Origin of the sequence: Gordonia alkaliphila (genome assembly GCF_039542465.1) — a bacterium.
GTDB classification, from domain to species: domain Bacteria; phylum Actinomycetota; class Actinomycetes; order Mycobacteriales; family Mycobacteriaceae; genus Gordonia; species Gordonia alkaliphila.
In genome coordinates this window covers 54,825-81,587 of the sequence record NZ_BAABIE010000012.1, presented here as the reverse complement: position 1 = coordinate 81,587, position 26,763 = coordinate 54,825, and the positions used below count along the sequence as shown (strand labels likewise).

Below are 26,763 nucleotides of genomic sequence, written 5' to 3'. Positions count from 1 at the left end.
GTCGTCGGCGGGGGGGGGGGGGGGGGGACAGGTCAGTCCGCTCCGTCTGCTTCCGGGACAGGGCTTGGGGCGGGGACGGGGGCGACGGCCGGGTCGACGAGTTCTTGGACGAACCGGGGCCACGCGGGATCGCGCACGTAGTTGCTGTGGCCGCGGGGGAAGGTGTACTCGACGACCGGCGGCGGGTCAGGCAGCCAGCGCTCGTTGCCCGTTTCGAGGAAGCGGATCCGAGATGGATTCTCATTCGTGATCGGGGCGGTCTGCGTTTTCCAAGGATCCCTGCCCGGTGGCGTCACGGCGATGATTGTGCCTTGGAAGCAGTCCTCGGTTCCCGGCGGATTCTCGGCTCGTCCGCGCAGTCGTACGTCCCAGGACAGGACGCTGCCACCGACCGGGTCGGTGGTGCGGATCAGGTTGATCCAGCGCCACCCGATAGCTTCGGCGAGGTGAAAGTGGGAGTGGAAGTTGAGATGCGCGGGGAAGGCGCGCGCGTAGATCCAGCGCAGTTGAGAACCGTAGGTCAGCAGACTGAGATTCTTCCACCGATCCGGCTCCGTGAAGTGCGGTGTGTCGCCGACTTCCACGTCGGCTGCGGGCGCGACGGAGGCGTGCTTCGCGTGCGCAGTTTCGCGGCTCAGCAGGCGCAGGACCACCGCGTACATGATGAGCGACCCCTGACTGTGCCCGCCGAGGACGATCTTCCGCGTCGGGTCGGCATCTCGTTCGCGCTCGACCCGGGTCACGATGTCGTGGATGACGACGGTCGCGTACGACTGCGGAACCACCGGGTGCCCCTCGCGCGGCCAGAAGGACGCGACGTCCCAGAGCGCGCCGAACTTGCGGCCGAACGTGCGGCCGAGGTCCCATGTGCCGAACGAGAGATAGATGACGATCCCGAGCACCACCACGAACGCGAGGAGGACACCGGTGCCGACCAGCTTCAGAGAGCCGACGATGTGGTCGGCATCGCTGGTCGTCATCGCGAACACACCGGCAGCGCAGGCGGAGACGACCACCGCCACCAAGAACGCGGCGAGGAAGGTCGGCAGCCGCTCGTGGTGGGCGGCAAGCAGCCAGGCACGTCGCACTGACCGCGGCGCGGGGGTGGCCGGGCCCAGGCCCGACAGGGCCCGTTGCCACGCGAAGGCGACCCGTGCTCGCCAACCGAGCCGAACGAGCAGATATCCGACGAGGAGAACTACCACGGCGATGAGGAGGATGACTGTGGTCAGGCCCCACATCACGCTGAGCGCGTCGTAGGTGACAGGCAGTGTCAGGCCCTCGGACGTGCGGTCGCCCAGCACGCGGATGCCGATCGCTGCGAAGGTGTGCGCCAGGCCGGCGCCGAAGCCCGCGCCCAGGGCGATGCCGAGCGCGGCGATCACCGCGGCCGCGTAGCCGCGCATCCAGGGGCGGTAGCTGTCCGGGAAGGTCGACCAGGAGTCGGACTTGTTCCGGATCGCGAAGGCGACGGCGATCACGAGCACGAGGCACAGGCCCGCGTAGGTCGCCACGGTGATCCAGACCAGCTCGGACGTCGCGCGCATCGACGCGATGTTCTGAACCTCCGCGAGCCGATCCGGCAGATAGACGAAGGCCACGACTGCGGCCGCGATGTAGGCGGTGAGACTGAAGGTCCAGCCCAGCGTACGAACGAGTGCCCGCCACCTCGGCTGTTCCATCGCGGTTCTGACTGCGGCCGGATCGTACAGATCGACCCAGGTCACCGTAGCCACCAGCGCGATCAGCATGCCGAACGGAATCAGCCACCAGAATCCGAGTGAGCCGCCGGTGTGCACCAGCGTCATGACGAGGACCAGCGCGGTGGGTGCGGCGATGCCGTGGACGGCGCGCAGTCCCGCAGCGACCGGGCTGCCGTCATGGAAGTCCTCTGACTCCAGAGTGGTCGGCGGGTGCGGCGGTGCCGCGGCACCGCCCGCTGCAGCTGCGTCCAGGCCCTGTCCGACCGCCGCTTGGGTGAGCCCCTCCTCGTCGACCCTGGTGAATCGGGTGATCGTCGCGATCAATACCAGCAGCGCGACGAGAAGAACAGTTGCGGCGACAGACAGTCGGAACTCCTCACCGGCGAGCAGGCTGCGCCCCGGAACATTGGACAGGCACGCGGAGCCTTCGCTCCTTTCGAGACATTGGTAGGCCACCACGTCGAAGGCCAGCACCGAGACTTGGACGGTGAACAGCACCGTCAGGGCCAGACCGAGCAGGTGCATGGCTGCCCGCGAGAATCGGGCCGCCATCGCGTCGCTCTGATCGGGGAGCATGGCGTAGGCCATGTTGATCAGGGCGAACGGAATGAGGAGCGCCCACAGCGCCTTCTTCCCACCGCCGGAGGTCATGCCGCCCCAGGAATACGCCCACACGTGATGGTGCGGATTGCCCGGCTCGGCGACCGGATCGCCGTGTGAGTCGACTACGCTCGCGAAGCCGCGGTCGGTGTCCGTGGAATCCGGTAAGCGACGAATCATCTTGCGATTTGCAGGGGCGTCGGGGCGGGCCAGGATCTGCTCGGGCGGCGTGCCACTGACCCCGTGCGTGCGGATCTCGAGGATCCGCGGTAGTCCGCGACCGGTGGAGGCCGTGGGCGTCGGGACGGCATCGTCGGACATGGCAACCTCCGTTCGCGCTACCTCGATGATCTACCCGAGGAAGCGCGAACGGAGGCGAACCGGCTGGTAGCGGTGGGGCGCGTGATTACAAGGCGACGGTGAGGAGCACGACGGCGTCGGTGTCGGCGCTGAGACCGTGTCGCACCGGCGGGATATCCGTGCGGTCGCCCGTGATCAACGCTTGGCTGCCGCCGTCGGGCACGGTGAGACGAACCTCGCCGCGCAGCACCTGGAGGGTGGCCTCGCCGGGCGACTCGTGGTCGTGCAGTGCCTGACCGGCGAGCAGCGCGATCACCGTCTCGCGGAGTCGGTCGCCGTGTCCGCGCACCGTCTCCGAGGCGCGGCCGGCCCGAGCCTGTGCCGCGTGGGCCAGCAGTTCGTCGGCCAGGGTGTTCAGGTTGACGGTGGTCATTTCTTCTCGCTTTCCGTGCGCGCGATACCGAAGATCGTGAACAGGCAGGCGACGGCGGCGAACGCCACCAGCAGACCCAGGCCGATGGTGTACGAGTGCGCCTCGGCGTCGTACGTCGCGCCCATCACCAGCGGTGGGAAGAACCCGCCGAGGCCGCCGGCCGCACCGACGATGCCGGTCACCGCGCCCACGCGGGCCGCCGGGGAGGCGATGGCCACCCAGGCGAACACGGCGCCCGCGCCCATGCCCATCATCACGGCCATCAGCAGGAAGTCGGCACCGGCCCACCAGGGCAGGGACGGCTTGAAGGTCATCCACACGGCCAGCAGTGCCGCGCCGCCGCAGGAGATCGCGGTGATCAGTCGGGGACCGAACTTGTCCGACAGGATGCCACCGATCGGGCGGGCGACGACCGCCGCGATCGCGAAGCCCGCGGTGCGTGCACCGGCCGACTTGAGGTCGGTCATCTGGTAGACGTCGTTCAAGTAGGTCGGCAGGTAGGTGGAGAAGGCGACGAAGCCGCCGAAGGCCGCCGCGTACAGGAAGGACATCTGCCAGGTGATCGGCAGCTTGAGGGCGTCGACCAGCTTGGGGACCGCCTTGTCGGTGGCCGGCTCCCACGTCGGGGAGTCGCGCATCCACAGCCAGCAGATCACCGCGACCACCAGCAGCGCCACGGCCATGATGATGTGCGTGGGGAAGTAGCCGAACCATTCCTTGAACCGGGGCGTGAAGAAGGCCGACAGGGCGGTGCCGCCCATGCCGGCACCGAAGATGCCGGTGGCGAAACCGCGCCGGTGCACCTCGTACCAGTTGTTCACGAACGGAATGCCGGCCGCGAAGCTGGTACCGGCGATGCCCAGGAAGAAGCCCACCACGATCATGAACGGGTACGACTTCAAGGAGCCCGCGACGGCCACCAGGATCACGAACGGGGCCGACAGCACCAGCAGCAGGGTGAACATCACCCGGCCGCCGTACTTCGGGGTGAGCACGCCGACGATGATGCGGCCCAGCGAGCCGACCAGGATCGGGACGGCGATCAGGATGGACTTCTGGGTGGAGCCCAGATCCATCTCGCCGGGGCTCGCGTAGAAGACGCCGAGCGGAGCGATGAGGTTCCACGCCCAGAAGGTGATGGCGAAGGCCAGCGTGGCCAGGATCAGGTTGCGGGTCTGCAGGGCCGGTGAATACACCGGGGCGTCGGCGGTGCTGGTGGTCATCGTCGGTCACGATCCTCGGTACCCACCGGCGCCCACGCCGACGGCAGCTCCTGCGAGCCGGGTGCGGAGCGTGCATCGCGGCTGCGGTACACGATGTACGGGCGGAACAGATAGTGCAGCGGTGCGGTGAAGATGTGCACCAGCCGAGTAAACGGCACCAGGATGAACATCAGCATGCCGATGACGACGTGGACGTGGAAGCGCAGCGGGGCCGCTTCCATCGCGTGGATGTCGGGTTGCAGGATCCAGATGGAGCGGAACCACGGGGAGACGGTCTCGCGGTAGTTCACGCCTGCGCCGTGCGGATCGATCATGCCGATGACGGTGATGTAGGTGCCGGCGACCAGCGCGGACACCAGCACCAGATACATCAGCTTGTCGTTGGCGGTGGTGGCGGCGAAGACCGGGCCGGTGGCACGACGACGATAGATCAGGATCGCGACGCCCACCAGGGTGGCGATCGCGGCGATGATGCCGCCGACCGCGGCGATCCAGTGGTACGCGTCCTCGCTGAGCCCGATCGCGTTGGTCCACGACTCCGGGATCACCAGGCCGATCGCGTGCCCCGCGATCACCGCCAGGATGCCGTAGTGGAACAGCGGCGACCCGATGCGCAGCAGCTTGGATTCGTACAGCTCCGACGAGCGGGTGGTCCACCCGAACTTGTCATAGCGGTAGCGCCAGATGGTGCCGCCCACCACCGAGATCAGAGCCACGTAGGGGAGGACGCCCCAGAGGAAGATGTTCATCGCCAGCTCACCATCTGATCGGGCCGAGTCGATCGGCGGAGTCGTCGTTGCTCGTGTACAGCGGTAGTAGCTTGCGCCCGCCCGGGCCGCTCGGCGGCGGACCGCTCATGGCGGGGCCCGAGGAGTCGAGGCCGACGGCTTCGACGGCCGGGCCGGCCGCGGCCATCGCGAGCGCGGTGGCCTTGCCGGCGGGGGACGCGCCGGGCAGGGTCGCGCAGACGGCGGCCAATACGTCGGCGTACGGGGAGTCGCGCTCGTCGAGCGCGATCCGAATCAGTTCGAGCGCCGGACGGTTCTCCACGAGCAGGGTGTGGCCGCCCTCGGCGTCGACGCGGGCGGCGAACTCGAGCACCATCGGCAGATAGTCGGGGAGCTCGCCGTGCGTGTCCACGAGGAAGCCGGAGTCGCGGTAGCGCTGCTTGAAGGCGCCGAGCGAGGTGCCGCGGCGTCGCGTGTCCCCGTCGGTCCAGTACGTCAGATACAGCGTGTGCCGCCGCGTCATGTCGAAGACGTCCACGTAGTTCTGCCTGGCCGTCGCCGGATCGGCGGCCGCCAGATGTTCGACGACGCCGCGCAGCGTCCGCACGGCCGCCGAGTCGGGCTGCTCGTCGAGTGCCGCGGCCAGCATCGGCAGCCGGCCCAGCAGGTCGTCGTCCGGATAGCTCAAGCACCACGACGCACCCTGGTAGACGATCCGGTGATCGTCGCGCTTGCGTCCGACCCGACGGCGGGTGGCGGTCAACCGGTTGCGCATCAGCGGTCCCTGCTGTCCGGGAACATGCCCGGCGGCGTGCCGTTGCCATCCCAGTTGAGCAGGTTCACCCGGCCCTTCAGCGAGTGCTCACCGGCCGGGCGGTCGCTGGTCTGCCGCTGCTTGAGCGCCTGGAAGGTCTCCACCGACACCGGGGTGGGGCGCCCGCTGGCCTCGCCGAAGGCGCCGGACTCGTACATGCCGGGGCCGTCGTCGAAGTCGAGGGAGCAGCCCATCTCCTCCAGATTGTGCGCCTGCTCGTGGTGCGCGGTGGGGATGACGTACCGGTCGGAGTACTTGGCGATCGCCATCAGGCGGTACATCTCGTACATCGTCGACTCGTCCATGCCGACCGAGGCGGGGATCAGCGGATTCGGTTCGCGGCCGAGGGAGACGTCACGCATGTACGACCGCATGGCCGCCAGCTTGCGCAGCACGCCGTCGACCACGCTCACGTCACCCGCGGAGAACAGTTCGGCCAGGTACTCGATCGGGATGCGCAGCGCTTCGATGGCGCCGAACAGGGTCTCGTGGCCTTCGCCGTCGTGGCCCTGCTCGGTCAGCAGATCGACGATCGGCGACAGCGGCGGGACGTACCAGACCATCGGCATGGTGCGGTACTCCGGATGCAGGGGCAGCGCGACGCGGTACTTCTTGGCCAGCGCGTACACCGGCGAGCGCTGGGCGGCGTCCAACCAGTCGTCCGGGATACCCTCGGCGCGGGCGGCGGCGATGACCTCCGGGTCGAAGGGATCGAGCAGCAGATCGAGCTGCGCCTCGTACAGGTCCTTCTCATCGGGGGTGGACGCGGCGGCGGTCACGGCGTCGGCGTCGTACAAGAACAGGCCGATGTAGCGCAGCCGGCCCACGCACGTCTCCGAGCAGACGGTGGGCTGACCGACCTCGATGCGCGGATAGCAGAACGTACATTTCTCGGCCTTGCCCGAGCGGTGGTTGAAGTAGATCTTCTTGTACGGGCAGCCGGTGATGCACTGGCGCCAGCCGCGGCAGCGGTCCTGATCCACCAGCACGATGCCGTCTTCTTCGCGCTTGTAGATCGCGCCCGACGGGCACGATGCCATGCACGACGGGTTGAGGCAGTGCTCGCAGATGCGCGGCAGGTAGAACATGAACGTCTGCTCGAACGAGAACTTGATCTTGTCCTCGGACTCCTTGCGGATCTTCGCGACGATCGGGTCGAGGTGACCGAACGACGTGGTGCCGCCGAGGTTGTCGTCCCAGTTGGCCGACCACGACACCTTCATGTCCTCGCCGGTGATCAGCGACTTGGGGCGGGCCACCGGGAAGTCGTCGCCGAGCGGCGCGCTGACCAGTGTCTCGTAGTCGTAGGTCCACGGCTCGTAGTAGTCGTCGAGCGTGGGCTGCACGGGGCTGTGGAAGATGGTGAACAGTTTCTGCAGGCGGCCGCCGGTGCGCAGGCGCAGATCGCCCTTGCGGTTGAGTTCCCAGCCGCCCTTCCAGCGTTCCTGGTCCTCGTAGGTGCGGGGATAGCCGAGGCCCGGGCGGGTCTCGACGTTGTTGAACCACACGTACTCGGTGCCGGCTCGGTTGGTCCACGCCTGCTTGCAGGTCACCGAACAGGTGTGGCAGCCGATGCATTTGTCGAGATTCATCACCATCCCGACCTGAGCCATCACTCGCATCAGTAGGTCACCTCCTGGCTGCGCTTGCGGATAGTGGAGACGTTGTCGCGTTGATTCCCGGTGGGCCCGAGGTAGTTGAACGCGTAGGACAGCTGGGCGTAGCCGCCGATGAGGTGCGACGGTTTCACCAGCAGGCGGGTCACCGAGTTGTGGATGCCGCCGCGGCGGCCGGTGGCCTCCGACTTCGGGACGTCGATGGTGCGCTCCTGCGCGTGGTGCACGTAGGTGACGCCGACCGGAATGCGGTGACTCACCACGGCGCGGGCCACGAAGACGCCGTTGGTGTTGACGCATTCGATCCAGTCGTTGTCGGCCACGTCGATCGACGCCGCGTCCTCCGGTGACAGCCAGGCGGTGGGCCCGCCGCGCGAGAGCGACAGCATGAACAGGTTGTCCTGGTACTCCGAGTGGATCGACCACTTGTTGTGCGGGGTCAGGTAGCGGACGGTGATCTCCTTCTCACCCGTCGGCCCGAGCTTGGGTTCCCCGAACAATCGGTGCATGTCCAGCGGTGGACGGTAGAGCGGGAGGGCCTCGCCGATGTCGAGCATCCAGTCGTGGTCGAGGTAGTAGTGCATGCGACCGGTGAGGGTGTGGAAAGGCTTGTCGCGTTCGATGTTGACGGTGAACGGTGCGTACCGTCGACCGCCGGTCTCACTGCCCGACCACTCCGGCGAGGTGATCACCGGGACCGGCTGCTTCTGGGTGTCGGCGAACGAGATCCGCTTCTCCTCGGCGCCGGCCGCCAGATCCACCAGCTTCTTGCCGACCCGCTTCTGCAGCTTCTCGAAACCGTCGACGGCGAGCTCGCCGTTGGTGGTGCCGGAGAACATCAGGATGGCTTCGGCCATCTTGGCGTCGGTGTCGATGGCCGGACGGCCGTCAGACACGCTGCCGTTCGCCGAGAGCATCACGCCGTTGGTGGCGGCCAGCTTCGGGATCTGCGAGGCGATGTCGAAGGTGACGTTCTTGACGGTGAAGCCCATCGTGTCCGCGAGCGGGCCGACGGAGGCCAGCTTGTCGGCGATGGCCGTGTAGTCGCGCTCCACCACGCTGAACATCGGCATGTTCTTGCCCGGGATCCCCGGGTTGCCGGTCTCGCGCCAGTCGATCACGCGGCCGTGGGCCTGCGCCATCTCGCCGGGGGTGTCGTGCTGCACCGGGACGCTCACCAGGTCGTGCACCACGCCGAGATGCTTCTCGGCCTGGCGGGACAGCTCCTGGGCGAGCAGGTGGAACAGGTCGAAGTCGCTCTTGGCCTCCCACGGCGGGTCGATGGCCGGGGTGAAGGCGTGGACGAACGGGTGCATGTCCGTGGAGCTCAGGTCGTGCTTCTCGTACCATGTGGCGGCCGGGAGCACGATGTCGCTGAGCAGGGTGGTCGACGTCATGCGGAAGTCCGCCGACAGCAGCAGGTCGAGCTTGCCCTCGGGCGCCTGATCGTGCCAGCGCACCTCGGCCGGACGCGGCGTGTTCGGGTTCTCCGTGCCGAGCACGTTGTGATGGGTGCCGAGGAGGTGGCGCAGGAAGTACTCGTCGCCCTTGGCCGAACTGCCCAGCAGGTTGGACCGCCACAGCACCAGGGTGCGCGGCCAGTTCTCCGGGGCGTCGACGTCGGCGATCGCGGGGGTGAGGTCGCCGTCGCAGAGCGCCTTCGCGACGTAGGCCGCCGGAGTGTCCGCGGTGCCCGCGGCCACGGCGGCGTTCGCGTCGTCGGCCACCTGCAGCGGGTTGGTGCTGAACTGCGGGTAGAACGGCATCCAGCCCATCGCCGCCGACTGCGCGACCGCGTCGGCGGTGTGCGCGTGATCGAGGGTGCCGCGCGAGAGCGGCGAGGTGAGGGCGGTGGTGGAGTAGCCGTCGTTGCGCCACTGATCGGTGTGCATGTACCAGTACGACGTGCCCGGTTGGGTGCGCGGCGGCCGCGACCAGTCGAGCGCGTTGGCCAGCGAGATCCAGCCGGTGATCGGCCGGCACTTCTCCTGGCCGACGTAGTGCGCCCAGCCGCCGCCGTTGCGGCCCATGCTGCCGGTGAGGGTGAGCATGGCCAGGATGGCGCGGTAGGTGGCGTCACCGTGGAACCACTGGCAGATGCCGGCACCCATGATGATCATCGACCGGCCGCCGGACTCACGGGCGTTGACCGCGAACTCGCGGGCGATGCGGATGGCCTGCTCGGCGGGAACGCTGGTGATCGCGGCCTGCCAGGCCGGGGTGTACGGGGTGTTCGGGTCGTCGTACCCGGTGGCCCACTGTCCGGGCAGACCGTCGCGGCCGACGCCGTACTGGGCCAGCATCAGGTCGAACACGGTGGTCACCAGGCGGCCGGCGATGCGACGGGCCGGAACGCCGCGGGACATCACCGAGCCGCTACCGTCGGGGGCTTCGAACGCGGGCAGGCTCACGGCGACCGGTTCGGCGCCGTCGGTGCCGTACAGGCTCAGGCGCGGAGTGACGCCCTCGAGGTCCAGGTTCCAGTCGCCTTCGCCGGAGTCGGAGTAGCGGAAACCAATGGAGCCCTTGGGGACCACCGGTTCGCCGGTGGCGTCGTCGATCAGGACGGTCTTCCACTCCTCCTCGGGCGCGGTGGCGGTGCCGCCGGTGAGGGCTTCGGCGGTGAGGAACTTGCCGGGCACCAGGGTGGTGGTGCCGTCGGCGTCGAACTCGTCGAGCTCGATGAGGAACGGCAGGTCGGTGTACTTGCCGCTGAACTCGGTGAAGAAGTCGGTGGTGTGATCGACGTAGAACTCTTTCAGGATCACGTGACCCATCGCCATGGCGAGCGCGGCGTCGGTGCCGGCCTGCGCGGGCACCCATTCGTCGGCGAACTTGATGTTGTCGGCGTAGTCCGGGGCCACCCCGACCACCTTGGTGCCGCGGTAGCGCACCTCGGCCATCCAGTGGGCGTCCGGGGTGCGGGTCACCGGCACGTTCGAGCCCCACATCATCAGGTAGGTGGCGTCCCACCAGTCGCCGGACTCGGGGACGTCGGTCTGATCGCCGAAGACCTGCGGGCTGGCCACCGGCAGGTCGGCGTACCAGTCGTAGAACGACGTCATCACGCCGCCGATCAGCTGAATGAACCGGGTGCCGACGCAGTGGCTCACCTGGGACATCGCCGGAATCGGCGAGAAGCCGGCGCACCGGTCGGGGCCGTAAGTCTTGATGGTGTGCACGTGCGCGGCGGCGGCGATCTCGATGGCCTCGTCCCAGGTGACACGCACCAGGCCGCCCTTGCCGCGGGCCTGCTGGTAGGCGCGACGGCGGACGGGGTCGCCGGTCACGTCGGCCCACGCGAGCACCGGGTCGCCGAGCTTGGCCTTGGCCTGGCGGTACATCTCCACCAGGACGCCGCGGGCGTACGGGTGTCGCACGCGCGTGGGGGAGTAGGTGTACCAGGAGAAGGCGGCGCCGCGGGGGCAGCCGCGCGGCTCGTACTCGGGGCGGTCCGGGCCGGCCGTCGGGTAGTCGGTCTCCTGCGTCTCCCAGGTGATGATGCCGTCCTTGACATACACCTTCCACGAGCAGGAGCCGGTGCAGTTGACACCGTGCGTGGAGCGGACGATCTTGTCGTGACTCCAGCGGTCCCGGTAGAAGACGTCGCCGGCGCGGCCGCCTTCGCGGAAGACCGCGCGCTTGTCGTCGGACTCGTCCCACCGGGTGAAGAAGCGCCCGACGTCGAGCAGTGCTTGGGCGGCGTCGCCCTGAGTTCGCGGTGTGCCAGCCATGTCTGTGACCCTATGCCCGATTGAAGGCAACAGGGTTCATTTAAACGAAACGCTGACCGACGAAAGCGGAGGCCGCGATGGCTGAACGAAGCGGGTCCATGCCGAGCCGGTGGCAGCGCCTTCGGTTGGAGCACTTCACCTTCGTGATGGCCACCGGCATCGTGTCGACGGCGTTGCTCAACACCGGTGCCGTGGTGCTGTCGGAGATCGTCTTCGCGATCGCGCTGGCCGGGTACGCCGTGCTGGTGGCCGGAGCGCTCGCCGGCTTTCTCGCCGGGCTGCGTCCGGTGCGCGAGGAGAACGCGTCGCGGGCCGCGCGCACACTGGCCGTCATCGCCGCCGGTGGCGTGTTGGCGGCGCGGATGGTGCCACTGCACTGGGACACCGCGGCCCTGGTGCTCATCGTGGTCTCGGCCGTCGCCTGGGGGGTGCTGCAGTACGGGATCTTCGCGGCAGTGGTGGTGGCCGCGAGTGGTCGCGGCCCCGCCGACTCCGGTCCGGGGCTGAAGCAGATGGACGGCACCTGGTTCCTGGTGGTGGTCTCCACGCAGGCGCTCGCGGTGTCGTTGGGGTCGTGGTCGGCGGCCGCCGACTCGGACCTGGGCGCCACGCTGGCCGCCCTCGCGTGGGGCCTGGGCGTGCTGCAGCTGATCATCGTGGCGGCGCTGGTGTCGGCGCGGCTGCTGCTGGTGGGCGTCGCACCCACCGACGAGGTGTCGCCGTACTGGGTGTTCCTGGGCTCGGGTGCGATCAGCATTCTGGGCGCCGCCGAGGTGCTCGGTGTGCGGGCCGATCAACCGGTGGTGCCGGACGTGCTGATCGGCGGGGTGGCGATGGCGCTGTGGGCGTTCGTCACGTGGATGCTGGTGCCGACCATCGCGTTGACGCTGTGGCAGCGGCGTCGTCCGGGCGCGATCCGCGGCTACCGCGCCGCACTCTGGTCCATGGTGTTCCCCATCGGCATGTACGGGGAGTCCACGCGACAGCTGGGGCAGATGCGCGCCATCGACTGGCTCGTCGACATCGGCACCTGGGAGGCGTGGGTGGCCTTCGCCGTCTGGCTCGGGGTGGTGGCGCTCGCCGCCGTCGCGGTGCGGGACAGCTCCCGCTCCGGCGAATCCGATCGGACGCAGCGGGTGGGGCCGGGCGAGTTCGTGCGATAGCTCGCCACTCCGCTTGCCGCGCGCAGCGCCGGGAATTATCCGGACCAAGGTCCGGTTGTGCTGGGTGACAACGGACCCCACGACCGGAAGGCGCGGCAATGCAATTCGGACTCTTCAGCGTCAGCGACATCACCACCGACCCGACCACCGGCGTGACGCCCAGCGAACACGAGCGGATCAAGGCGACCGTCGCGATCGCCCGCAAGGCGGAGGACATCGGCCTCGACGTCTTCGCGCTCGGCGAGCACCACAACCCGCCGTTCTTCTCGTCGTCGCCCACCACCACGCTGGCCTACATCGCCGCGCAGACCGAGAAGCTGCAGCTCTCCACGGCCACCACGCTGATCACCACCAACGACCCGGTGAAGATCGCCGAGGATTTCGCCATGCTGCAGCATCTCGCCGACGGCCGCGTCGATCTGATGCTGGGCCGCGGCAACACCGGCCCGGTGTACCCGTGGTTCGGTCAGGACATCCGCCAGGGCATCCCGCTGGCCATCGAGAACTACGCGCTGCTGCACAAGCTGTGGACCGAGGACGTGGTGAACTGGGAGGGCAAGTTCCGCACCCCGCTGCAGTCGTTTACCTCCACTCCGCGGCCGCTCGACGACGTCGCGCCGTTCGTCTGGCACGGCTCCATCCGCAGCCCGGAGATCGCCGAGCAGGCCGCGTACTACGGCGACGGCTTCTTCGCGAACAACATCTTCTGGCCCAAGGGCCACTTCCAGCGGTTGATCGGCTTCTACCGCGAGCGGTACGAGCACTACGGCCACGGCGCCGCCGACGAGGCCATCGTCGGCTTGGGCGGACAGTTCTTCATCCGGAAGAACTCCCAGGACGCGGTCAACGAGTTCCGCCCGTACTTCGACAAGGCGCCGGTCTACGGGAACGGACCGTCGTTGGAGGACTTCAGCCGGGAGACTCCGCTGACCGTCGGCAGCCCGGCCGAGTTCGTCGACAAGACGTTGAGCTTCCGGGAGAGCTTCGGCGACTACCAGCGCCAGCTGTTCCTCGTCGACCATGCCGGCTTGCCGCTCAAGATCGTCCTCGAGCAGCTCGACGAGCTGGGCGAGGTGCTGCCCGAGCTGCGGGCCGGCTTCGCCGAGAACCGTCCGGCGCACGTGCCGGACGCACCGACCCACGCCTCGCTCGTCGCGAAGGCGCAGGACTCGAAGAAGGAGGTGCTGGTGTGAGCGCGCTCAAGATCGTCGCCGTCAACGCCGGACTGTGCGAGCCGTCGTCGACCCGCATGTTGGTCGACCGGCTCGGGGAGGCCACCCTCGCCGCGCTGCCCACCTTCGGCGCGGAGTGGAGCGTGATCGACCTGCGCGACGTCGCCGCCGATGTCGGTGCGTCGATGGCCGCCGGTTTCGCCACCGGCGCCGCGGGCCCCGCGATCGCGCAGGTCCAGGAGGCGGATGCGCTGATCGTCGCCAGTCCGGTGTTCAACGCGTCGTATTCGGGGCTGTTCAAGGCCTTCTTCGACCTCGTCGACGTCGACGCGATGAACGGCAAGCCGGTGCTGATCGCCGCCACCGGCGGCAGCCCGCGGCATTCGATGGTCCTCGACCACGCGCTGCGGCCGCTGTTCGGTTTTCTGCGGACCGTCGTGGTGCCGACCGGGGTGTACGCCGCCAGTGAGGACTGGGCCGGCGGGAGCGGTGACGCCACCACGCTGGCCGGCCGGATCGACCGAGCCGCGGGGCAGTTGGCCGCGCTGCTCGGCGAACGCGAACGACCGGCGGCGAGCACCTCGACGGTGTCGGCTGCGGCCGGTCCGTCGAGCGCCGAAGCCGCCGGAATGGCGACCTTCGCCCGCCTGCTCAGCGGGAACTAGCGCGGTCCGGGGTGGGGAGGGAGCCGGTGCGCCGGGGCCGGACCGAGGTGCGCCGTCGGATCCAGGGGCTGGCTGACCAGGTGCATCGCACGGGGGTCGTACGGTAGGTCGGCGGGGCCCACCAGGTTCGGTGCGCAGCCGTCCTGCACGATGATTCGCCGGACGTACCCTGGCGGCAACGTCGTCTTGTGGAGACCGAGGGGTCCGATCGCGTGAAAACTACGACGGCACGACGCAGCGACCGATCGCCGGCTGAGCTCCGGCTGTCCCGCGACGTCACGGCCAAAGTCGCGGCGGCGGGTGCGGCCACGCCCGGGCTGTCGCCGACGATCGTGCAGGCCGCACGCCTCCTGGAAGGGCGGGCGACGTCGATCGCCGAGACGGTGGTCGCGCGGATCCGCGCCGAAGTACCCCACTACGGAGACCGGATCAGCGGCCCGCCGGAACTCGGAGCGCTGCTGTACTCGGCGCTGGAGTCGTCCGTGGGGTCGCTGGCCAACCCGGAGCGCGTCCTCGACTCGGCCGAATACGCCTGGAACCTGGGGCAGCTCCGTGCTCGGCAGGGCGTGCCGCTGCTGGCGTTGCGCGACTGCTACCGGATCTGGGCCGCCGAGCTGTGGCGGGAGCTGGTGGAGGCCGCCACCGCGCACGACCCCGACGACGCGTTGGAACTGGCACGCAGTGCCGGCGGGTTCTGGAGCTTCTGCGAACGCGACACCAAGCTGATGATCGAGTCGTACCGGTTGGCGTCCACGGGCGCCGCCGCCGACGCCGAACGCAAACTGCTGCCTATGCTGCGTGCCTTCCTGCGCGGCCACGCCGACCCGGTGGACGTGGTGAGCGCGGCGATCGCCCTGGATCTGCCGACCGACGGGCGGTACGCGGTGGTGCGCGTCCCCGACGAGGCGGTCGGGAGCGGCCGCCCGGTGCGCGACGAGCTCGACGGCATGACGCTCTACTGGTGTCCGCAGCGGTCCGGGCTGTCGTTGCTGGTGCTGCTCGGCGACCGGACACCGACCGAGGTGCGGGTGGCGTTGGCGTCGTCGTACCCCGGAACGCTCGCGGGCATCAGCCCGGCGGTCGACGGCCTGATCAACGTGGGGCGGGCCAACCAACTCGCCGAACTCGCGCTGCGCGCCGCCGGGGCAGCCGACGGCCCGGTGCTGCTGACCGACCGGCTCTCGATGGCACTGCTGGTGGCGCGACCCGATCTGAGCGCCGTGCTCGCCGCGAACATTCTGGGACCGGTGCTCGAGCTCGACGCCGGGGAACGCGCCGTGCTGCTGGACACGTTCCGCGCGTGGCTCGACGCCGACGGATCGGCGGCTCGCGCAGGCAAAGTGCTGTTCTGCCACCACAACACGGTCCTGAACCGGTTGCGCCGCTTGGAACGGCTCACCGGTCTGCACCTGGACCGCCCGCGCGAACTGGTGGAACTGACCCTCGCGCTGGAGGCGGTCACCGCCGGCGTCGCCGCTGTGCCCGTAGCTACTGGAGGATCGTCATCTCGCTGATGAGCCACTCATCGTCGGCTTTGACGAGCGTGTAGCGGCCGGCGACGCGCTTCGTGTCGTCGCCGCCGAGGAGGCTGTCGGTGGTGACGGTCAGCGCACCGAGGATCTCGGCGGTGTCGCCGTCGAGGCTGATCAGGCCGGCGTCGTCGACCTTGCAGGATCCGCTCGCCTTGCTCTGCCGGACGGTGCGGGCGGTGGTCTCGCGCTCCTTGTCGAACTCGGCTTTCGCCGCGCCGGTGAGGACCCGTGCTGCGGCGTCCATGTCGGCGTCGTACGTGGTGTAGCCGAAGGTCAGGGGCTGGCAGATGATGTTCTGCGCGCGTGTCATCACCTCGTCGACCGCCTTCTGAGTGGCCGCTCGCCCGGGGCGCGTGTCGTCGGCTTCGGCTGCCCCGCCGATGACACCGGTGCCGATCAGCGCGGCGACGACGATGACGGCGATCGCGGCGAGCACCGCGAGCGGTGCGGCGATCCGCCACCCGCCCGGACCCCGATGCGGGTCGGTGCCGAAACCAGGTGGCGGTGGGAAGACCGTCGGCATGCCGTCGGGGCTGTTGCTCGGAGGTGGGAAGTCGGTCATTCAGTTCACCCCCGCAATCGTCATCTCGCTGATCAGCCATTGGCCGTTCTGGTTGACCATTTCGAACTTCCGGTTGATGGTGGTTGGCGTACCGGGACCCTGAGTTGTGCTTCGGAGCGTGGCTACCAGGTCGGCTTTCTCGTCGCCTGCGCTGATGACGCCGAGGGCGGTGACCGAGCAGCCGAAGGTGATGCCGGAATTGTCTTTCGCAAGCGACTCGAACCCATCGCGCTGGCTCGAATACAGCCGCTTCGCGGCTCCGGTCAGCACGGCTTCGGCGCGCTGGAAGTCGGCGTCGAACGTCGCCGCGCTGAGGGTGAAGGGCAGGCAGACGATCTCGGTGGCGCGCTTCACGAGGGCGGGGTCGGGCGCGATGGGGCCGTCGGCCTGCGAGGAGCCGTCCGAGCTCGGCATCGTGAAGAACAGCGCCAGCGCGACGATCCCGGCGATCACCGCCGCGGCCAGCGCGAGGAGCGTGGTGGTGCGATAGCCGTTGCCTCGGGGCGGGAGCGGTGGCGGGCCGGGCGGGTACGGCGCCGGATACGGCGGACTGGTGGTCACGTCAGGAGCCTAGAGCAGGCGCCGCTTGCCGTCGTAGACCTTGCCGCCGATGACGCGCAGGCCGATGGACGATTCGAGTGGCATCCGCCAGAGCGGGTCGGTGTCGTCAGCGCCGTAGGCGACCAGATCGGTGGTCCGGTCGCGATCGACGCCGAGCAGCATCCGTTCGCCGTCGGTACCGAGATAGTTCGGGAAATCCTGGTTGAAGCTGCCCCCGGAGCCGTCGTAGACGTCGAACCACACCAGGTCGTTGGCGCTCGCGGAGGGGCTCGACCCGGGAGGTGGGGGCCTGTGGGAGACAACGACGGTGGTGCTGACCGCAGCCATGATCACGCCCGGCTCGGTGTCCAGCTGAGCAGTGACAACGGGCTTTCCGGTGGCCGGATCGAACGAGGCGACCTGTTTGGTGTCGTCGTTGGTGAGCAGTGGAAGCGGCGTCACGGTGCCCATGCGCAGGAGGCGGGTCAAGGCAGGAGACGGACCGTATTCGGCAGGCAGCCAACCCGGTGCGGCGGAGGACGTCTTCTTGCCGGCGCTGTCATAAAAATCGACGTGGGCATCGGATGGCACCTCGTTATCGACGACGACGGAGAAACCGCTCGCGAACGGTGTCCATTCGATGTTCACGGATTGCTCGGGGTACCTGGTCTTCCCCGCGTCGTAGGTATAGATGATCCGGCCGGTGGCGACGTCGCGCAGCGTGAAGACGGTGCCGGAGATCGAGGGGATTGCGGGTGTGCCGTCCGGAAAATCGAGGACCGAGTTGAAGCCGCCGGGTGCGCTCCATGCGGTGCGGCCGGTGTCGTCGTAGGCGGTGACCCGAGTCTTCGTGACCGCCACGACGGTATCGCCGGTGACGGAATAGCTGACTTCAGTGCGGGACGCCGGGTCCGGAAGGTCGGTGACAGCGCCGGTCGCGACATCAAGCACCGCCGCGCTGTCGTTGTCCAACGTGCAGAACAGTTTGTTCGGATTCCGGAAACCGCGGCAGTCGCGGAAGGCCCGGTCCCGTTCGGGTATGACGATGGTCCTCAGCCTGGTGCCGGATTCGGCGTCGACGATGTACGTCTTGTCGTCGCCGGAGATCAGGACGATCCGCTCATTGCCGCCGACGGCCTGCTCGAAGCCGGCGTATTGGGGTGCGACGAACACCCACTTCGGGTCGGTCGGTGCGGTCGGGAAGGACGGCAGCTCGGGGGTCACCGGTGTGCGCTTGAGATCGGCCGCATCGGCGGCGACCTCGATGCCTGCTGCGGTGTTCTCGCTGGTGCGTTCGCTGCCGCCGTCGCTCTTCCACGGTTGGAAGGCCACGACGAGACCGACGACCAGAATCAGTGCTCCGATCAGTGCGACGGCGACCAGGAGCGGCGTGCGCGACCTCTTCGCGGGGGCCCGCGTCGGTGCGACGGGGGAGTCGGGCGCGATCGGGGCCGCAGTGGCGACGGCCGGTTGGTCGGGGCGGCGCGGCGCCGAGCGCTGCGGTGAGGGCGTCGGCGAAGGATCGGCTGGTGGGGAAGCGGTCGGTGGGGTTCTTGGCCATCGCCGCTGCGAGGACGGCGTCGACTGCGGGCGGCAGGTGCGGCGAGCGCCGGCTGGCAGCGGGGACCGGCTGCAGGATGTGGGCCATGCTGATCGACACCGCGTTGCCGGTGGCGAACGGCGGAGCTCCGGTGAGGAGCGCGTACGCCGTCGCGGCCAGCGAGTACTGGTCGGCGCGCGGATCGGGGGTGTAACCCTGGAGCAGTTCGGGAGCGGCGTAGGTGACGGTGCGGATGGTCAGCCCCGCGTCGTCGGCGGCGCCGGATAGGCGGTCGAGGCCGAAGTCAGTGAGTCGGGCGCGGTCGTGCTGGTCGATCAGGATATTCGTCGGCTGCACCTGGCGGTGTACGACGCCGCTCGCGGCCAACGTGTCGAGGGCGGACGCGATCTCCGCCACGTACCGTGCGACGACCTGCGGGTCGAGTGGGCCCTGCTCGAGGCGGTCGCCGAGGTTCTCGCCGCCGATCAGCTCGTAGGCGATCCAGTAGCGACTGTCGTCGATGCCGTGGTCGAGGACCTTCACGAGAGCGGGGTGCGAGAGTCCTGCGAGGACGTCGACTTCGTGTTCGAAGCGAGTGCGGAACGAGTCGTCGTCGGTGAGTGCGGCGGCGAAGACGCGGAGCGCGTTGCTACGGGCGAGGCCCGGATGATGTGCGACGTAGACCTCACCCATGTCGTCGGTGTCGAGCAGTTCCTCGATGGTGTAGTCGGCGAAGATCTGTCCCGGTTCAAGCGTGCTCACGTGTGTCCCCCTGATGGTTGCCGCGTCAGACTACCGGGCACGCCGTACCCGACAGTCCTATTCCGCCCCCGGGGGCGACAGCTAGAGCATGCGACGGTTCGCGACGTAGAGCTTGCCGCCGATGACGAACGGTTCGTCCTGGGAGCCGGTGGATTTCACTTCCCACAACGGCTGGCTGTTCACGGCCTCGAGGGGGCTGTAGTCGTTGGTCTCGTAGACGCTGAAGTCGTCTGACTCCTCGATCAGCAATCGCTTCCCGTCGGTACCGAGGAGGCGCGGAGGGTAGTGAGTGGTGAAGGTGCCGCCCGCGCCGTCGTACACGTCGAACCAGACCTGACTCATCTTCGTCTGGCCGGGGAGCGAGAGCTCTGCGGACACGTACTCGACAGCCACCTTGGTGCCGACCGCGCCGAGGACCTCGGTCGCGACGGCCGGCAATTGGACGGTCACGACGGGCCGCCCGGTCTCGGGGTCGACGGAGGCGACCTGGTTGGTGTGCTTGTTGGTCAGGACGGGTAGCGGGGACACGACAGCGTGACCCTCGGCGGCGTCGTACGCGACGGGTAGCCAACCGTTCTCGACTGTCGCGGTCTTCGTGCCGGCTGCGTCGTAGATCTCGACGAGGTTGTCGTTGAGCGATTCCCCCGGTGTGACGATCAGGAAGCCGTCGGCGTACGGCTGCCACGTCACGCGCGAGGTATGGCCGGGCCCGAGGGCTTTGATGGCGTCGTAGGTGTAGACCGCCTTCCCCGTGGTGGCGTCGTGCAGGGTCAATGTCGTTTCGGTCGCGACCGGGACCACCGGACTGCCCTGGGGGAGCCGCTCAACGAGTTCGTTGAAGTGGGGAGTGCCCCAGAGCCTTCGGCCGGTGTTGCTGATAGCCGTGATGCTGTTCTCGGTGAGGAACAGTGCGGTGTTGCCGGAGACAACCACTTTCGGGTCACCGCTGACCGGCACCGGGGTGATCGCGCCGGTCCCGAGGTCGATCGTCGCGTACGCGTTCCTCGTGTCCATGGGGCAGATCAGTTTGTTCGGGTCGGTGAAGTTCTTGCAGTCGTGGACGTACGGGTTCTCAATACCGGTGACCGGTACCGTGCGCACGACCTTCCCGGTGTCCGCGTCGAGGAGGTACAGCGTGTTGGTCCGGTCCCGATTGACGGAGATCATGACCAGCTTCTCGTTGCCGCCGGCCGGGGTGACCGAGGAACGTTCGGTGAGTTTGCCCGGAACGTCGAAGACCCATTTGGGGTCTTCGGGTTTGGTGGCCAGCGACGCCATGTCGGGGGTGGCCGAGTTCCGGGGGAGGTCGGCGGCGTTGGGGGAGACCGTTACGCCGGGGCGGGTGGCGCCGGGGTTATCGGAGTTCCAGGGTTGCATTGCGGCGAGGAGGCCGAAGACGAGGATCGCGATGCCGACGACTGAGCCGATGATGATCGCCGGTTTGCGGGACTTCTTGGCCGTCGGCGCGGTCGGCGGAGCGGGTGGTCCGGCTGGTCCGCCAGGTCCGGGTGGTCCGGGGATGGCGCCTGGTCCGGCTTGGGTGGCGACGTAAGCGGCGGGCGCGGGAGCCGGGGTGTTCAAGTGTGTGGTGGCTTGGTCGACGGGTGTAGTGGTGGTCGGCTGGTCGGTTGCCGCGGCGACGACATCGGTGGGTGGGGTGGTGTTGAGTGCTGCGGTGAGGGCGGTGGCGAAGGTGCGGCTGTCGGGGTAGCGGTCGGCGGGGTTCTTGGCGAGTGCGGTGGCCAGGACGGTGTCGACGTCGGGGGAGAGCGCGGGGGCGATGGTGCTGGCGCGCGGTGGTGGTTGTTGGATGTGGGCCATGATGAGCGAGGCCGCGTTGGTGCTGGTGAATGGGGGTGTGCCGGTGAGCAGCGTGTAGGCGGTGGCGGCGAGGGAGTATTGGTCGGCGCGGGCGTCGACGGGCTGGCCGAGGAGTTGTTCTGGGGAGGCGTAGGTGACGGTGCCGATGGTCATGCCGGTGCCGGTGAGTTCGTTGGCTTCGGCGGTCAGGTGGGCGATGCCGAAGTCGGTGAGGAGGGCGCGGTCGTGTTGGTCGATGAGGATGTTGGCGGGTTTCACGTCGCGGTGGACGAGGCCGTGGGTGGCGGCTTCGTCGAGGGCCGAGGCGATCTCGGTGATGGTGCGACCGACCGTCATGGGGTCGAGGGGGCCGTGTCCGGTGTGGGCGGCGAGGTCGGTGCCGTGGATGCGTTCGTAGGCGATCCAGAGGCGGCCGTCGTGTTCGCCGCGGTCGAGGACTTTGACGATGTGGGGGTGGGAGAGGCCGGCGACGACGTCGGCTTCGCGTTCGAAGCGGCGGCGGAAGGCGTCGTCGTCGGCGAGGGGTGCGGACAGGATTTTGAGGGCGTCGCTGCGGGGGAGTCGGGGGTGGCGGGCGATGTAGACCTCGCCCATTCCGCCTGCGCCGAGGAGTGACTCGATGGTGTAGCCGGCGAAGATCTGCCCTGGTTCAAGCGTGCTCACGTGTGTTCCCCCTGATGGTTGCCGCGTCAGAGTACCGGGCGCGTCGTACGCGGCAGTCCTATTCCCTCGTGGCCGCTCACCGCTCGTGCTCAGGATCCAGTGAAGTAGCAGTCGGCGACGTGGACAACGGCTCCATCGTGCGCTCGCGGCACGATTTGCCGGTCCGGCCTGCGATTACCTACACTTGAACGGTTGCCCGGGTGAACTGTGCCCCCGGGAGCCACAACTTCATACCTTTTCCGGTCCCGGCGAAAAGCCAATGGAATCGGACAAGGTCGCGGTGAGAGCGATCGATCCGCAGAACCTTGCACAACTATCCACTTCGTGGAAGGCCCACCGCAGGTCAACGACTCTCACGAGTCTGCGCCCGGCGTTGCATGGGAACCACTACGAGAAAGGTTGACGGTCAACCATGACCATGACTGACCCGATCGCAGACTTTCTGACGCGTCTGCGTAACGCCAACTCGGCGTACCACGACGAGGTGTCTCTGCCCTCGTCGAAGATCAAGGTGAACATCGCCGAGATCCTCAAGCGTGAGGGCTACATCACCGACTTCCGCGTCGAAGACGCCGAGGTCGGGAAGAAGCTCACCGTGACCCTGAAGTACGGCCCGAGTCGGGAGCGCAGCATCGCTGGCCTCCGTCGCGTGTCGAAGCCGGGTCTGCGCGTGTACGCAAAGTCCACCAACCTGCCGAAGGTGCTGGGCGGCCTCGGCGTGGCGATCATCTCCACGTCGTCGGGCCTGCTGACCGATCGCCAGGCAATCAACCAGGGCGTGGGCGGCGAAGTCCTCGCGTACGTCTGGTAAGGGGAGCGCAAGAAATGTCGCGTATCGGTAAGAACCCCATTGCTATCCCTGCTGGCGTGGAAGTGACCATCGCCGGCCAGGACGTGAAGGTCAAGGGCCCCAAGGGCGAACTGAGCCTCACCGTCACTGAGCCCATCGCTGTGGCTCAGGAAGACAACACCATCGTGGTGACCCGGCCCGACGACGATCGTCGTAACCGCGCTCTCCACGGCCTCAACCGCTCGCTCGTCAGCAATCTCGTCGAAGGTGTCACCAACGGTTACACCACCAAGATGGAGATCTACGGCGTCGGTTACCGCGTGCAGGCCAAGGGCCGCGATCTCGAGTTCGCCCTGGGCTACAGCCACCCCGTGCCGATCGAGGCTCCGGAAGGCATCACCTTCGCGGTGGAGTCTCCGACCAAGTTCTCGGTCTCGGGTATCGACAAGCAGCTAGTCGGCCAGATCTCGGCGAACATCCGTCGTCTGCGTCGTCCGGACCCGTACAAGGGCAAGGGCGTGCGCTACGAGGGTGAGCAGATCCGCCGCAAGGTCGGAAAGACGGGTAAGTAAGACATGAGTGAAGCAATCGACCGCACACCCCTCGGCAAGGACGCGTCGACCCGTCGTCGCACCGCGACCAAGCGTCGTCACTTCCGCCTGCGCAAGAAGGTCAACGGCACCGCCGAGCGTCCGCGCATGGCCGTGCACCGCAGCAGCCGCCACATCCACGTTCAGGTGATCGACGATCTGACCGGCCACACCCTGGCCGCCGCCAGCTCGATCGAGGCCGACGTGCGTGGCGCCGGCGGCGACAAGAGCGCCCAGGCCGCCAAGGTCGGCGAGCTCGTCGCCCAGCGCGCCAAGGCTGCCGGCATCGAGACCGTGGTCTTCGACCGCGGCGGCAAGGCCTACCACGGTCGCATCGCGGCCCTGGCCGACGCTGCCCGCGAGGGAGGCCTGGCGTTCTGATGATCAACGTGATGACCATGACCATGACCGGAGGGGATCTCTAATGCCCGGACCCGCGCGTGACGGCAGAAACGCACCTGCCGGCGCCAACAACAGCAACGACAATCGCGGCGAGCGCCGCGGCCGCGGCGACCGTCGCGACAGCCGCGGTGGCCGCAACGAGCGCGAAGAGCGCAACCATCTCGAGCGCGTGGTGACCATCAACCGCGTCTCGAAGGTGGTCAAGGGCGGACGCCGCTTCAGCTTCACCGCGCTCGTGGTGGTCGGCGACGGCCAGGGCATGGTCGGTGTCGGCTACGGCAAGGCCAAGGAAGTTCCCGCGGCGATCCAGAAGGGTGTCGAGGAGGCTCGCAAGAGCTTCTTCCGCGTCCCGATGATCGGCGGCACCGTGACCCACCCGGTTCAGGGTGAGGCTGCGGCCGGCGTCGTTATGCTGCGTCCGGCCAGCCCGGGTACCGGTGTCATCGCCGGTGGCGCCGTGCGCGCCGTCCTCGAGTGCGCGGGTGTCACCGACATCCTCGCCAAGAGCCTGGGCTCGGACAATGCGATCAACGTGGTGCACGCCACCGTCGAGGCGCTCAAGTCGCTTCAGCAGCCTGAAGAGGTCGCTGCTCGACGTGGCCTGCCCGTCGAAGACGTCGCACCGGCCGGCATGCTGCGCGCTCGCGCCGCTGCTGCCGCCGCGGCGACCGAAGGGAAGTAAACCATGGCACAGCTGAAGATCACCCAGATCAAGGGCACCATCGGTACCAAGAAGAACCAGCGTGACAGCCTGCGCACCCTTGGCCTCAAGGGCATCCGCAAGACCGTCACGCGCGAGGACACCCCGATCAACCGCGGCCTGGTCAAGGCCGTGCGGCACCTCGTGACTGTTGAAGAGGTCAACGAATGAGCGCTATCAAGCTGCATCACCTTCGCCCGGCTCCCGGGTCGAAGACCGAGAAGACCCGCGTGGGTCGCGGTGAAGGTTCCAAGGGTAAGACCGCGGGTCGCGGCACCAAGGGCACCAAGGCACGCAAGAACGTGCCCGCCGCATTCGAGGGCGGCCAGATGCCGATCCACATGCGTCTCCCGAAGCTCAAGGGCTTCAAGAACCGCAACCGGGTCGAGTACCAGGTCGTCAACGTCGGCGATCTCGCCAACCTGTTCCCGGAGGGTGGCACCGTCGGTGTCGCCGAGCTCGTCGCCGCCGGCGCCGTGCGCAAGAACCGGCTGGTCAAGGTCCTGGGCGACGGCGAACTGACCGTCAAGCTGGACATCACCGCTGACAAGTTCACCGGTGCTGCGAAGGAAAAGATCACCGCCGCCGGCGGTTCGGTCACCGAGCAGTAGGTCTGTACCAACGGTCAGGTGTGCCCGCGTCGTCGTCCCGTCACGGGATGAGACCGGGCGCACCTGACCGGCCGCTCATGGCGGCTGTTAAAGTTTTGGTTCTGCGGGCCCCGCCCGCGTGACGGACGCGAAAGCGACCCGTCGAGTACTTTTCAACGAGATGAAGCCGAGCACCGCTGACGGTCGAAAGATCGCGCGGTCGTAGGAGGAGTTAGTGCTTTCCAGCCTCGTGGCGACCTTCCGGACGCCAGACCTGAGGAAGAAGATCTTCTTTGTCCTCGGCATCCTCGTCCTCTACCGCTTCGGCGCGACGCTGCCGTCGCCCGGTGTGGACTTCCGCGAGATCAACAACTGTGTCGACGCCGCCACCACCGGCGACACCGGCCAGGTGTACTCGCTGATCAACATGTTCTCCGGCGGCGCGCTACTGCAGCTGTCGGTCTTCGCGATCGGCATCATGCCGTACATCACGGCGTCGATCATCGTGCAGCTGCTCACCGTGGTGATTCCGCGCTTCGAGCAGCTCCGCAAGGAAGGCCAGTCCGGCCAGAACAAGATGACGCAGTACACCCGCTACCTCACGGTGGCGCTGGCACTGCTGCAGTCCACCGGCATCGTGGCCCTCGCAGCCGCGGGCAACCTGCTGCCGTCGTCGGGCGGAAACTGTAATTCCGACGCCATCCTGGTCGACAAGTCCATCATGGCGCTCACCCTCATTGTCCTGGTCATGACCGCGGGCGCCTGCCTGGTCATGTGGTTCGGCGAATTGATCACCGAGCGCGGCGTCGGCAACGGCATGTCGCTGCTGATCTTCGCCGGCATCGCCGCGCGCCTCCCGGCCGAAGGCCGCACCATCCTGCAGAGCCGTGGCGGCCTGATCTTCGGCCTGGTCTGCCTGGCCGTGCTGATCATCCTCGTCGCCGTCGTGTTCATCGAGCAGGGTCAGCGTCGCGTCCCGGTCCAGTACGCCAAGCGCATGGTGGGCCGCAAGATGTACGGCGGATCGTCGACCTACATCCCGATCAAGGTCAACACTGCGGGCGTCATCCCGGTGATCTTCGCGTCGTCGCTGCTGTACATCCCGCAGCTCATCATCAGCGTGACCCAGGGCAGCGGCGAGATCTCCGGCTGGAAGCTCTGGATTCAGGACAACCTGGTGGATCCGGGCAGCTGGTTCCACATCGCGACGTACTTCCTGCTGATCATCTTCTTCACGTACTTCTACGTGGCCGTGACCTTCAACCCGGAGGAACGCGCCGACGACATGAAGCGCTACGGCGGCTTCATCCCGGGGATCCGTCCGGGCAAACCGACCGCCGACTACCTGAGCTTCGTGCTCAGCCGGATCACGCTGCCCGGCTCGCTGTACCTGGGCATCATCGCGATCCTGCCGAACCTGTTCCTGGAGATCGGCAACAGCAGCAGTGTGGCCAATCTCCCGTTCGGCGGTACGGCCCTTCTGATCATGGTGGCCGTCGGCCTCGATACGCTGAAGCAGATCAGTAGCCAGCTGATGCAACGCAAATACGAAGGGTTCCTCAAGTGAGACTCGTCATTCTCGGTCCTCCCGGAGCAGGCAAGGGCACGCAGGCCGAACTGCTCTCCGAAGCGTTGGGCATTCCGCACATCTCCACCGGCGACTTGTTCCGCGCGAACATCTCGCAGGGCACCCCGATCGGTCTCGAGGCCAAGAAGTACCTCGACGCCGGCAACCTGGTGCCGCCGGAGATCACCGTCAACATGGTGCGCGAGCGCCTCGTGGAGCCGGACGCGGTCAAGGGCTTCATCCTCGACGGCTTCCCCCGCTCCGTGGAGCAGGCCGAGGCGCTGTCCGGCATTCTCGCCGACGCCAACGTGGAGCTCGACGGCGTGCTGTCGTTCGTGGTCGACGAAGACGCCGTCGTGGAGCGCATGCTCGCCCGCGGCCGCGCCGACGACACCGAAGACGTCATCCGCAACCGGATGAAGGTCTACGCCGACGAGACCGCGCCGCTGCTGACCCACTACGCCGGTTCGATCACCGAGATCGACGGCATGGGCGAAGTGGCCGACGTGCACACCCAGGTGCTGAGCAAGCTCGGTAAGTAATAGTGGTTCGC

General features: G+C 67.9%; 23 protein-coding genes. 12 read left to right on the top strand and 11 right to left on the bottom strand.

Annotated elements, in window-relative coordinates; all coding sequences use genetic code 11:
- Positions 1-32: 32 nt before the first annotated feature.
- From ABD989_RS13280 to ABD989_RS13250, 7 genes are all read right to left on the bottom strand, one after another.
- Entirely contained in the window at positions 33-2,624 is a 2,592-nt protein-coding gene (locus ABD989_RS13280) for a hypothetical protein (RefSeq protein WP_345313843.1), read from the bottom strand.
- Between the two features lie 85 nt (positions 2,625-2,709).
- The gene (locus ABD989_RS13275) at positions 2,710-3,036 is read right to left on the bottom strand and encodes a cupin domain-containing protein (RefSeq protein WP_345313842.1); all 327 of its coding nucleotides are present in this window, start codon (positions 3,034-3,036) and stop codon (positions 2,710-2,712) included.
- A complete protein-coding gene (locus tag ABD989_RS13270) occupies positions 3,033-4,259 on the bottom strand; it encodes an MFS transporter (protein WP_345313841.1) in 1,227 nt (408 codons plus the stop codon). The genes ABD989_RS13275 and ABD989_RS13270 overlap by 4 nt, the downstream gene beginning before the upstream one ends.
- Positions 4,256-5,008: a respiratory nitrate reductase subunit gamma gene (gene narI, locus ABD989_RS13265; RefSeq protein ID WP_246991879.1), complete on the bottom strand. Its 753-nt coding sequence runs from the start codon at positions 5,006-5,008 to the stop codon at positions 4,256-4,258. The genes ABD989_RS13270 and narI overlap by 4 nt, the downstream gene beginning before the upstream one ends.
- A 7-nt stretch (positions 5,009-5,015) precedes the next feature.
- The gene (narJ, locus tag ABD989_RS13260; RefSeq protein WP_345313840.1) at positions 5,016-5,762 is read right to left on the bottom strand and encodes a nitrate reductase molybdenum cofactor assembly chaperone; all 747 of its coding nucleotides are present in this window, start codon (positions 5,760-5,762) and stop codon (positions 5,016-5,018) included.
- On the bottom strand, positions 5,762-7,423 hold the full coding sequence (narH, locus tag ABD989_RS13255; RefSeq protein WP_345313839.1) for a nitrate reductase subunit beta: 1,662 nt from the start codon (positions 7,421-7,423) through the stop codon (positions 5,762-5,764). Before narH ends, narJ begins: the two co-directional genes overlap by 1 nt.
- Positions 7,423-11,151, bottom strand: a complete 3,729-nt coding sequence (locus ABD989_RS13250) for a nitrate reductase subunit alpha (protein ID WP_345313838.1) — start codon at positions 11,149-11,151, stop codon at positions 7,423-7,425. Before ABD989_RS13250 ends, narH begins: the two co-directional genes overlap by 1 nt.
- 77 nt (positions 11,152-11,228) lie before the next feature.
- On the opposite strand from ABD989_RS13250, the gene ABD989_RS13245 reads away from it, so the two are divergent.
- From ABD989_RS13245 to ABD989_RS13230, 4 genes are all read left to right on the top strand, one after another.
- On the top strand, positions 11,229-12,314 hold the full coding sequence (locus ABD989_RS13245) for a tellurite resistance/C4-dicarboxylate transporter family protein (protein ID WP_246991871.1): 1,086 nt from the start codon (positions 11,229-11,231) through the stop codon (positions 12,312-12,314).
- Between the two features lie 98 nt (positions 12,315-12,412).
- Positions 12,413-13,507, top strand: coding sequence for an LLM class flavin-dependent oxidoreductase (locus tag ABD989_RS13240; RefSeq protein WP_246991869.1), 1,095 nt, complete (start codon positions 12,413-12,415; stop codon positions 13,505-13,507).
- Positions 13,504-14,151, top strand: a complete 648-nt coding sequence (locus ABD989_RS13235; RefSeq protein ID WP_345313837.1) for a CE1759 family FMN reductase — start codon at positions 13,504-13,506, stop codon at positions 14,149-14,151. The genes ABD989_RS13240 and ABD989_RS13235 overlap by 4 nt, the downstream gene beginning before the upstream one ends.
- A gap of 212 nt (positions 14,152-14,363) precedes the next feature.
- The gene (locus ABD989_RS13230; RefSeq protein ID WP_246991866.1) at positions 14,364-15,665 is read left to right on the top strand and encodes a helix-turn-helix domain-containing protein; all 1,302 of its coding nucleotides are present in this window, start codon (positions 14,364-14,366) and stop codon (positions 15,663-15,665) included.
- Here the strand turns inward: ABD989_RS13230 and ABD989_RS13225 are convergent.
- The 4 genes from ABD989_RS13225 to ABD989_RS13210 all read right to left on the bottom strand — a co-directional run bounded on the left by ABD989_RS13225 (position 15,640) and on the right by ABD989_RS13210 (position 21,571).
- A complete protein-coding gene (locus ABD989_RS13225) occupies positions 15,640-16,245 on the bottom strand; it encodes a hypothetical protein (RefSeq protein WP_246991864.1) in 606 nt (201 codons plus the stop codon). The genes ABD989_RS13230 and ABD989_RS13225 overlap by 26 nt on opposite strands.
- Positions 16,246-16,806: a hypothetical protein gene (locus ABD989_RS13220; RefSeq protein WP_246991862.1), complete on the bottom strand. Its 561-nt coding sequence runs from the start codon at positions 16,804-16,806 to the stop codon at positions 16,246-16,248.
- Positions 16,807-17,905: 1,099 nt separating this feature from the next.
- Entirely contained in the window at positions 17,906-19,087 is a 1,182-nt protein-coding gene (locus ABD989_RS13215; RefSeq protein WP_246991860.1) for a serine/threonine-protein kinase, read from the bottom strand.
- An 81-nt stretch (positions 19,088-19,168) separates the two neighbouring features.
- Positions 19,169-21,571, bottom strand: a complete 2,403-nt coding sequence (locus tag ABD989_RS13210; RefSeq protein WP_345313836.1) for a serine/threonine-protein kinase — start codon at positions 21,569-21,571, stop codon at positions 19,169-19,171.
- Positions 21,572-21,983: 412 nt separating this feature from the next.
- Between ABD989_RS13210 and rpsH the strand changes: the two genes are divergently transcribed.
- From rpsH to ABD989_RS13170, 8 genes are all read left to right on the top strand, one after another.
- Positions 21,984-22,382, top strand: coding sequence for a 30S ribosomal protein S8 (gene rpsH / locus ABD989_RS13205; protein ID WP_246991856.1), 399 nt, complete (start codon positions 21,984-21,986; stop codon positions 22,380-22,382).
- Positions 22,383-22,396: 14 nt separating this feature from the next.
- Complete coding sequence (rplF, locus tag ABD989_RS13200) at positions 22,397-22,933, top strand: 50S ribosomal protein L6 (RefSeq protein WP_246991854.1); 537 nt, start codon at positions 22,397-22,399, stop codon at positions 22,931-22,933.
- Between the two features lie 3 nt (positions 22,934-22,936).
- Positions 22,937-23,332 carry a 50S ribosomal protein L18 gene (gene rplR / locus ABD989_RS13195; protein WP_246991852.1) on the top strand — a complete coding sequence of 132 codons (396 nt, stop codon included), beginning with the start codon at positions 22,937-22,939 and terminating at the stop codon, positions 23,330-23,332.
- A 43-nt stretch (positions 23,333-23,375) separates the two neighbouring features.
- Positions 23,376-24,035: a 30S ribosomal protein S5 gene (rpsE, locus tag ABD989_RS13190; RefSeq protein ID WP_246991850.1), complete on the top strand. Its 660-nt coding sequence runs from the start codon at positions 23,376-23,378 to the stop codon at positions 24,033-24,035.
- Between the two features lie 3 nt (positions 24,036-24,038).
- Positions 24,039-24,224, top strand: coding sequence for a 50S ribosomal protein L30 (gene rpmD / locus ABD989_RS13185; protein WP_246991849.1), 186 nt, complete (start codon positions 24,039-24,041; stop codon positions 24,222-24,224).
- Positions 24,221-24,664 carry a 50S ribosomal protein L15 gene (rplO, locus tag ABD989_RS13180; protein WP_246991847.1) on the top strand — a complete coding sequence of 148 codons (444 nt, stop codon included), beginning with the start codon at positions 24,221-24,223 and terminating at the stop codon, positions 24,662-24,664. The genes rpmD and rplO overlap by 4 nt, the downstream gene beginning before the upstream one ends.
- Positions 24,665-24,878: 214 nt before the next feature.
- Positions 24,879-26,210: a preprotein translocase subunit SecY gene (gene secY / locus ABD989_RS13175; RefSeq protein WP_246991845.1), complete on the top strand. Its 1,332-nt coding sequence runs from the start codon at positions 24,879-24,881 to the stop codon at positions 26,208-26,210.
- Complete coding sequence (locus ABD989_RS13170; RefSeq protein ID WP_246991842.1) at positions 26,207-26,752, top strand: adenylate kinase; 546 nt, start codon at positions 26,207-26,209, stop codon at positions 26,750-26,752. Before secY ends, ABD989_RS13170 begins: the two co-directional genes overlap by 4 nt.
- Positions 26,753-26,763 lie beyond the last annotated feature (11 nt).

What these genes read in the sequence shown, in the direction of transcription:
- ABD989_RS13275 (WP_345313842.1), bottom strand. Translation starts at nt 3,036, where the DNA reads ATGACCACCGTCAACCTGAACACCCTGGCCGACGAACTGCTGGCCCAC.
- narJ (WP_345313840.1), bottom strand. Translation starts at nt 5,762, where the DNA reads ATGCGCAACCGGTTGACCGCCACCCGCCGTCGGGTCGGACGCAAGCGC.
- narH (WP_345313839.1), bottom strand. Translation starts at nt 7,423, where the DNA reads ATGCGAGTGATGGCTCAGGTCGGGATGGTGATGAATCTCGACAAATGC.
- rpsH (WP_246991856.1), top strand. Translation starts at nt 21,984, where the DNA reads ATGACCATGACTGACCCGATCGCAGACTTTCTGACGCGTCTGCGTAAC.
- ABD989_RS13245 (WP_246991871.1), top strand. Translation starts at nt 11,229, where the DNA reads ATGGCTGAACGAAGCGGGTCCATGCCGAGCCGGTGGCAGCGCCTTCGG.
- rpsE (WP_246991850.1), top strand. Translation starts at nt 23,376, where the DNA reads ATGCCCGGACCCGCGCGTGACGGCAGAAACGCACCTGCCGGCGCCAAC.
- rpmD (WP_246991849.1), top strand. Translation starts at nt 24,039, where the DNA reads ATGGCACAGCTGAAGATCACCCAGATCAAGGGCACCATCGGTACCAAG.
- rplR (WP_246991852.1), top strand. Translation starts at nt 22,937, where the DNA reads ATGAGTGAAGCAATCGACCGCACACCCCTCGGCAAGGACGCGTCGACC.
- ABD989_RS13240 (WP_246991869.1), top strand. Translation starts at nt 12,413, where the DNA reads ATGCAATTCGGACTCTTCAGCGTCAGCGACATCACCACCGACCCGACC.
- ABD989_RS13280 (WP_345313843.1), bottom strand. Translation starts at nt 2,624, where the DNA reads ATGTCCGACGATGCCGTCCCGACGCCCACGGCCTCCACCGGTCGCGGA.
- ABD989_RS13270 (WP_345313841.1), bottom strand. Translation starts at nt 4,259, where the DNA reads ATGACCACCAGCACCGCCGACGCCCCGGTGTATTCACCGGCCCTGCAG.
- ABD989_RS13225 (WP_246991864.1), bottom strand. Translation starts at nt 16,245, where the DNA reads ATGACCGACTTCCCACCTCCGAGCAACAGCCCCGACGGCATGCCGACG.
- rplO (WP_246991847.1), top strand. Translation starts at nt 24,221, where the DNA reads ATGAGCGCTATCAAGCTGCATCACCTTCGCCCGGCTCCCGGGTCGAAG.
- ABD989_RS13250 (WP_345313838.1), bottom strand. Translation starts at nt 11,151, where the DNA reads ATGGCTGGCACACCGCGAACTCAGGGCGACGCCGCCCAAGCACTGCTC.
- rplF (WP_246991854.1), top strand. Translation starts at nt 22,397, where the DNA reads ATGTCGCGTATCGGTAAGAACCCCATTGCTATCCCTGCTGGCGTGGAA.
- narI (WP_246991879.1), bottom strand. Translation starts at nt 5,008, where the DNA reads ATGAACATCTTCCTCTGGGGCGTCCTCCCCTACGTGGCTCTGATCTCG.